The 7,565-nt window shown below is 61.2% G+C and carries 2 protein-coding genes and 2 rRNA genes; 1 reads left to right on the top strand and 3 read right to left on the bottom strand.

Annotated elements, in window-relative coordinates; translation table 11 throughout:
• Nucleotides 1–22: 22 nt before the first annotated feature.
• From D3105_RS15680 to D3105_RS15665, 3 genes are all read right to left on the bottom strand, one after another.
• Nucleotides 23–3,147, bottom strand: a 23S ribosomal RNA gene (locus D3105_RS15680).
• 160 nt (nt 3,148–3,307) lie between these two features.
• A 16S ribosomal RNA gene (locus D3105_RS15675) occupies nt 3,308–4,833 on the bottom strand.
• The 16S and 23S rRNA genes sit together here, the layout of an rRNA operon.
• Nucleotides 4,834–5,507: 674 nt before the next feature.
• Complete coding sequence (locus tag D3105_RS15665; protein ID WP_118903813.1) at nt 5,508–6,065, bottom strand: MarR family winged helix-turn-helix transcriptional regulator; 558 nt, start codon at nt 6,063–6,065, stop codon at nt 5,508–5,510.
• 132 nt (nt 6,066–6,197) lie between these two features.
• On the opposite strand from D3105_RS15665, the gene D3105_RS15660 reads away from it, so the two are divergent.
• The gene (locus tag D3105_RS15660) at nt 6,198–7,532 is read left to right on the top strand and encodes an MFS transporter (protein WP_118903812.1); all 1,335 of its coding nucleotides are present in this window, start codon (nt 6,198–6,200) and stop codon (nt 7,530–7,532) included.
• The last annotated feature ends 33 nt before the right edge of the window (nt 7,533–7,565 follow it).

Below are 7,565 nucleotides of genomic sequence, written 5' to 3'. Positions count from 1 at the left end.
AACACAGTGGACGCGAGCAACTGAGGACAAGCCCTCGGCCTATTAGTACCAGTCAGCTCCACCCGTTACCGGGCTTCCACATCTGGCCTATCAACCCAGTCGTCTACTGGGAGCCTTAACCAATCAAGTTGGTGGGAATACTCATCTCGAAGCAGGCTTCCCGCTTAGATGCTTTCAGCGGTTATCCTTTCCGAACGTAGCCAACCAGCCATGCCCTTGGCAGGACAACTGGCACACCAGAGGTTCGTCCGTCCCGGTCCTCTCGTACTAGGGACAGCCCTTCTCAATATTCCTACGCGCACAGCGGATAGGGACCGAACTGTCTCACGACGTTCTAAACCCAGCTCGCGTACCGCTTTAATGGGCGAACAGCCCAACCCTTGGGACCGACTCCAGCCCCAGGATGCGACGAGCCGACATCGAGGTGCCAAACCATCCCGTCGATATGGACTCTTGGGGAAGATCAGCCTGTTATCCCCGGGGTACCTTTTATCCGTTGAGCGACAGCGCTTCCACAAGCCACTGCCGGATCACTAGTCCCGACTTTCGTCCCTGCTCGACCCGTCGGTCTCACAGTCAAGCTCCCTTGTGCACTTACACTCAACACCTGATTACCAACCAGGCTGAGGGAACCTTTGGGCGCCTCCGTTACTCTTTAGGAGGCAACCGCCCCAGTTAAACTACCCATCAGACACTGTCCCTGATCCGGATCACGGACCCAGGTTAGACATCCAGCACGACCAGAGTGGTATTTCAACGGCGACTCCACAACCACTGGCGTGGCCGCTTCACAGTCTCCCACCTATCCTACACAAGCCGAACCGAACACCAATATCAAACTATAGTAAAGGTCCCGGGGTCTTTCCGTCCTGCTGCGCGAAACGAGCATCTTTACTCGTAGTGCAATTTCACCGGGCCTATGGTTGAGACAGTCGAGAAGTCGTTACGCCATTCGTGCAGGTCGGAACTTACCCGACAAGGAATTTCGCTACCTTAGGATGGTTATAGTTACCACCGCCGTTTACTGGCGCTTAAGTTCTCAGCTTCGCCACCCCGAAGAGCAGCTAACCGGTCCCCTTAACGTTCCAGCACCGGGCAGGCGTCAGTCCGTATACATCGCCTTACGGCTTCGCACGGACCTGTGTTTTTAGTAAACAGTCGCTTCTCGCTGGTCTCTGCGGCCACCCCCAGCTCAAGCAGCAAGTGCTATCACCGGTGATGGCCCCCCTTCTCCCGAAGTTACGGGGGCATTTTGCCGAGTTCCTTAACCATAGTTCACCCGAACGCCTCGGTATTCTCTACCTGACCACCTGAGTCGGTTTAGGGTACGGGCCGCCATGAAACTCGCTAGAGGCTTTTCTCGACAGCATAGGATCATCCACTTCACCACAATCGGCTCGGCATCAGGTCTCAGACTCAATGTTGTGCGGATTTGCCTACACAACGTCCTACACCCTTACCCCGGGACAACCACCGCCCGGGCTGGACTACCTTCCTGCGTCACCCCATCGCTTACCTACTACAAGTCTGGTTCATCGGCTCCACCACTACCCTCAACTCCGAAGAGATCGGGCCGGCTTCACGGACTTAGCATCGCCTGATTCAGTACTGGGCGTTTCAAAGCGGGTACCGGAATATCAACCGGTTGTCCATCGACTACGCCTGTCGGCCTCGCCTTAGGTCCCGACTTACCCTGGGCAGATCAGCTTGACCCAGGAACCCTTAGTCAATCGGCGCACACGTTTCTCACGTGTGTATCGCTACTCATGCCTGCATTCTCACTCGTGAACCGTCCACAACTCGCTTCCGCGGCTGCTTCACCCGGCACACGACGCTCCCCTACCCATCCCAGCCCCCGTTGGGGGTATGTGCTGGAATGACACGACTTCGGCGGTACGCTTGAGCCCCGCTACATTGTCGGCGCGGAATCACTTGACCAGTGAGCTATTACGCACTCTTTCAAGGGTGGCTGCTTCTAAGCCAACCTCCTGGTTGTCTCTGCGACTCCACATCCTTTCCCACTTAGCGTACGCTTAGGGGCCTTAGTCGATGCTCTGGGCTGTTTCCCTCTCGACCATGGAGCTTATCCCCCACAGTCTCACTGCCGCGCTCTCACTTACCGGCATTCGGAGTTTGGCTAAGGTCAGTAACCCGGTAGGGCCCATCGCCTATCCAGTGCTCTACCTCCGGCAAGAAACACACGACGCTGCACCTAAATGCATTTCGGGGAGAACCAGCTATCACGGAGTTTGATTGGCCTTTCACCCCTAACCACAGGTCATCCCCCAGGTTTTCAACCCTGGTGGGTTCGGTCCTCCACGAAGTCTTACCTCCGCTTCAACCTGCCCATGGCTAGATCACTCCGCTTCGGGTCTAGAGCGTGCAACTCAAACGCCCTGTTCGGACTCGCTTTCGCTACGGCTTCCCCACACGGGTTAACCTCGCTACACACCGCTAACTCGCAGGCTCATTCTTCAAAAGGCACGCAGTCACGACGCACCGAGCAAGCTCGATGCGCGACGCTCCCACGGCTTGTAGGCACACGGTTTCAGGTACTATTTCACTCCGCTCCCGCGGTACTTTTCACCATTCCCTCACGGTACTATCCGCTATCGGTCACCAGGGAATATTTAGGCTTAGCGGGTGGTCCCGCCAGATTCACACGGGATTTCTCGGGCCCCGTGCTACTTGGGTGTCTCTCAAACGAGCCGTTAATGTTTCAGCTACGGGGGTCTTACCCTCTACGCCGGACCTTTCGCATGTCCTTCGCCTACATCAACGGTTTCTGACTCGTCTCACAGCCGGCAGACCGTAAAAGAGAGATCCCACAACCCCGCATGCGCAACCCCTGCCGGGTATCACACGCATACGGTTTGGCCTCATCCAGTTTCGCTCGCCACTACTCCCGGAATCACGGTTGTTTTCTCTTCCTGAGGGTACTGAGATGTTTCACTTCCCCTCGTTCCCTCCACACTGCCTATGTGTTCAGCAGCGGGTGACAGCCCATGACGACTGCCGGGTTTCCCCATTCGGAAACCCCCGGATCAAAGCTTGGTTGACAGCTCCCCGGGGACTATCGTGGCCTCCCACGTCCTTCATCGGTTCCTGGTGCCAAGGCATCCACCGTGCGCCCTTAAAAACTTGGCCACAGATGCTCGCGTCCACTGTGCAGTTCTCAAACAACGACCAGCCACCCACCACCCCACCCAAAAGGGCGAGTTCACTGGGGCCGGATCAGAAGGCTGCCTTACGGCCGTACCTTCAGAGGCTGCCTTACGGTTCCTTGCGGAATCTAGATGCTCCTTAGAAAGGAGGTGATCCAGCCGCACCTTCCGGTACGGCTACCTTGTTACGACTTCGTCCCAATCGCCAGTCCCACCTTCGACAGCTCCCTCCCACAAGGGGTTGGGCCACCGGCTTCGGGTGTTACCGACTTTCGTGACGTGACGGGCGGTGTGTACAAGGCCCGGGAACGTATTCACCGCAGCAATGCTGATCTGCGATTACTAGCAACTCCGACTTCATGGGGTCGAGTTGCAGACCCCAATCCGAACTGAGACCGGCTTTTTGAGATTCGCTCCGCCTCGCGGCATCGCAGCTCATTGTACCGGCCATTGTAGCACGTGTGCAGCCCAAGACATAAGGGGCATGATGACTTGACGTCGTCCCCACCTTCCTCCGAGTTGACCCCGGCAGTCTCCTGTGAGTCCCCATCACCCCGAAGGGCATGCTGGCAACACAGAACAAGGGTTGCGCTCGTTGCGGGACTTAACCCAACATCTCACGACACGAGCTGACGACAGCCATGCACCACCTGTATACCGACCACAAGGGGGGCACCATCTCTGATGCTTTCCGGTATATGTCAAGCCTTGGTAAGGTTCTTCGCGTTGCGTCGAATTAAGCCACATGCTCCGCTGCTTGTGCGGGCCCCCGTCAATTCCTTTGAGTTTTAGCCTTGCGGCCGTACTCCCCAGGCGGGGAACTTAATGCGTTAGCTGCGGCACCGACGACGTGGAATGTCGCCAACACCTAGTTCCCAACGTTTACGGCGTGGACTACCAGGGTATCTAATCCTGTTCGCTCCCCACGCTTTCGCTCCTCAGCGTCAGTAATGGCCCAGAGATCCGCCTTCGCCACCGGTGTTCCTCCTGATATCTGCGCATTTCACCGCTACACCAGGAATTCCGATCTCCCCTACCACACTCTAGCTAGCCCGTATCGAATGCAGACCCGGGGTTAAGCCCCGGGCTTTCACATCCGACGTGACAAGCCGCCTACGAGCTCTTTACGCCCAATAATTCCGGACAACGCTTGCGCCCTACGTATTACCGCGGCTGCTGGCACGTAGTTAGCCGGCGCTTCTTCTGCAGGTACCGTCACTTTCGCTTCTTCCCTGCTGAAAGAGGTTTACAACCCGAAGGCCGTCATCCCTCACGCGGCGTCGCTGCATCAGGCTTTCGCCCATTGTGCAATATTCCCCACTGCTGCCTCCCGTAGGAGTCTGGGCCGTGTCTCAGTCCCAGTGTGGCCGGTCGCCCTCTCAGGCCGGCTACCCGTCGTCGCCTTGGTAGGCCATTACCCCACCAACAAGCTGATAGGCCGCGGGCTCATCCTTCACCGCCGGAGCTTTCAACCCCGTCCCATGCGGGACAGAGTGTTATCCGGTATTAGACCCCGTTTCCAGGGCTTGTCCCAGAGTGAAGGGCAGATTGCCCACGTGTTACTCACCCGTTCGCCACTAATCCACCCCGAAGGGCTTCATCGTTCGACTTGCATGTGTTAAGCACGCCGCCAGCGTTCGTCCTGAGCCAGGATCAAACTCTCCGTGAATGTTTACCCGTAATCGGGTGCACACACACGAGAGCGGAACAACCGGTCGGAATAAGACCCGTTGTTCACAGCGTCCTCGCTGTGTATTTCAAAAGGAACCGCGTCCCAGCGTGATGCTGGAGACGGGGTATCAACATATCTGGCGTTGACTTTTGGCACGCTGTTGAGTTCTCAAGGAACGGACGCTTCCTTCGGTCCCGTATCACCGGGGCCCTCCGGGCGCTTCCCTTCGTTTACTTCTTTGTCTTGCTGTCCTGCGTTTCCGACTCTATCAGACTCTTTCGTGTCCGATTCCCGGTCGAAGCGGGCCGTGCAGTTTCGCTTTCCAGGTTCTTCGCTTTCGCGTTTTCCCTTTCCGGCGAGTCCGACTCTATCAGATCCTTTCGGGCCTGATTCCCAGTCAGTGGGGCTTGTCTTCCCGGCTGTTGGGCCGTTGCGACGCTCAAACTCTAGCGGATTCTCCCGGTGGCTCATAATCGGGCCCTCGTCATGAATTCCGGCATGCCGAAATCACCCCGAGTGGGAGATCGTGCTGAAGTTTGATTGCCGCGTTCGCGGCGGGATCGGCTGCCCCGGGACCATCCGGCTCCGTGACAACTCGGAGAACTTTACGGATCCACCAGGGGTGTGTCAACCCTCCCCCGATGGCCTCCGCAGGGGCTCCCGCCTGGCCCTCAGTCCAGATCGGTGAGTCGGCCGCCGGCGTCCGGCTGGGCGTGCTCGACCCGGCGCAGGAGGCGGACCAGCAGCTCGCCGAGGACGCCGCGCTCGTCGCCGGACAGGTCCTGGAGGAGGTCCTCCTCGAAGTCGCTCGCCATGCGCATCGCCTCGAGCCACTTCGTGCGGCCCTCGTCGGTCAGCTCGACGATGACGCGGACCCGGTTGTTCTCGTCGCGGTCGCGGGTGACCAGGCCCTCGCCGGCCATCCGGTCGATGCGGTGAGTCATGGCGGCCGGGGTGAGACCGAGGCGCTTCGCCAGTTCGCCGGGGCCCAGACGGTAGGGGGCGCCCGACAGGACCAGGGTCTTGAGGACCTCCCACTCGGCGTTGCTGATGCCGAGCGCGGCGACCTGCCTCCCGTACGCGACGTTCATCCGGCGGTTCAGGCGGCCCAGTGCGGAGACGGCCTGCTCGACCTGGGGGTCGAGGTCGCGGAACTCGCGCTGGTAGGCGGCGATCTGTTCGTCGAGGCTCGGCTCGCTGGGGCCGGGCTCCTCGGTGCTCTCGGACATGGCGGGCAGTATGGCACGCCCTCACCACCCTTGAAGTCCTTCAAGCTGAAGTTTTCACCTTCTAAGTTTAGTGCTAAAGTCTTCGAGTCTGATTCCTTCAAGATCTTGAGGTAGGTGAGTGTGACCAGGGAGATGGGCGCAGCGCTGCGGCGGATCCAGCTGGGCAGCGCGCTGAGCGCGTTCGGGCTTGGGTTCACCGTTCCGTATCTGTACGTCTACGTGGCGCAGGTACGGGATCTGGGCGCCGGGACGGCGGGGGTCGTCCTGGCGGTCTTCGCGATGGCAGCGCTGGCCGTTCTGCCGTTCACCGGGCGGGCCATCGACCGGCGGGGCCCGTTGCCCGTGCTGGTGGTGGCCTCCGCCCTGGCCTCCGTGGGCGCCGCCGCCCTGGGGTTCGCGAGCAGTGTTCCGGCCGCCGTGCTGGCCGCCGCGGTCCTGGGCGCGGGCACCGCCGTCATGCAGCCGGCGCTCGCCACGATGCTCGTGTGGTGCTCCAGCACGGCGACCCGTACGCGTGCCTTCGCCATGCAGTTCTTCCTGCAGAACCTGGGGCTCGGCCTCGGCGGGCTCGTCGGCGGGCAGCTCGTGGACGTGGACCGTCCGGCGAGCTTCACGATGCTCTTCCTGATCGAGGCCGCGATGTTCGTGGTGCTCGGTGTCGTCGTCACCACCGTGCGGATGCCCCGTACGGCTTCCCTCGGCGGGGCCCGTCCCTCGGGTGACGCCGCTGCCAAGGGCGGCGGGCTGCGGGCGCTGCTCTCGCACCGGGCCATGGTGCAGCTGTGCGTGCTGGGTTTCGTGCTGTTCTTCGCCTGCTACGGGCAGTTCGAGTCCGGGCTCGCCGCGTACGGCACGGAGGCCGCCGGGATCGAGCCCTCCACCCTGGGCTTCGCGCTGGCCGCCAATACCGCGGTCATCGTCGTCGCGCAGTTCGTCGTGCTGCGGCTCGTGGAGCGGCGGCGGCGCAGCCGGGTCATCGCTGCGGTCGGCCTGATCTGGGCGTTCGCCTGGATCGTGGCCGGGTACGCGGGGCTGGGCCACGGCAGCCAGGCCATGGCGACGGCCGCGTTCATCTCGACGTACGCGCTGTTCGGGCTGGGTGAGGCGATGCTGTCGCCGACCGTCGCCCCGCTGGTCGCCGATCTGGCGCCGGAGTCGATGGTCGGGCAGTACAACTCGGCGTTCGCCCTGTGCAAGCAGCTCGCGCTGGCGGTCGGTCCGGCCGTCGGCGGTCCGATGGGGGCGTCGCTGCACGGGCCGTACATCGTGACGTTCGTGCTGTTCTCGCTGGGCATCACCGTGCTCGCGCTGCGGCTGGGGCGCCGGCTCACCCCCGTACAGGACCAGCCGTCGCTGGCAGCCGCCCCCTCGCGGGTGGTGGCGGTGTCCCTGCCCGAGGGGCCGGACGTGGCGGTGCCCGCCGGGAGCGGCGCACCCGCTCCCGCTTCAGCTTCCGCCGGTCACTGACCGGGCCTGACGCAGAACCTTCGCCCTGCCGCC

Source organism: Streptomyces globisporus, assembly GCF_003501885.1.
GTDB lineage: Bacteria > Actinomycetota > Actinomycetes > Streptomycetales > Streptomycetaceae > Streptomyces > Streptomyces globisporus_D.
Note: the sequence above shows the minus strand (reverse complement) of the source record. Positions and strands in the feature narration are given on the sequence as shown.

Coding starts and splice junctions, on each gene's coding strand:
- D3105_RS15665 (WP_118903813.1), bottom strand. CDS start 6,065: ATGTCCGAGAGCACCGAGGAGCCCGGCCCCAGCGAGCCGAGCCTCGAC.
- D3105_RS15660 (WP_118903812.1), top strand. CDS start 6,198: ATGGGCGCAGCGCTGCGGCGGATCCAGCTGGGCAGCGCGCTGAGCGCG.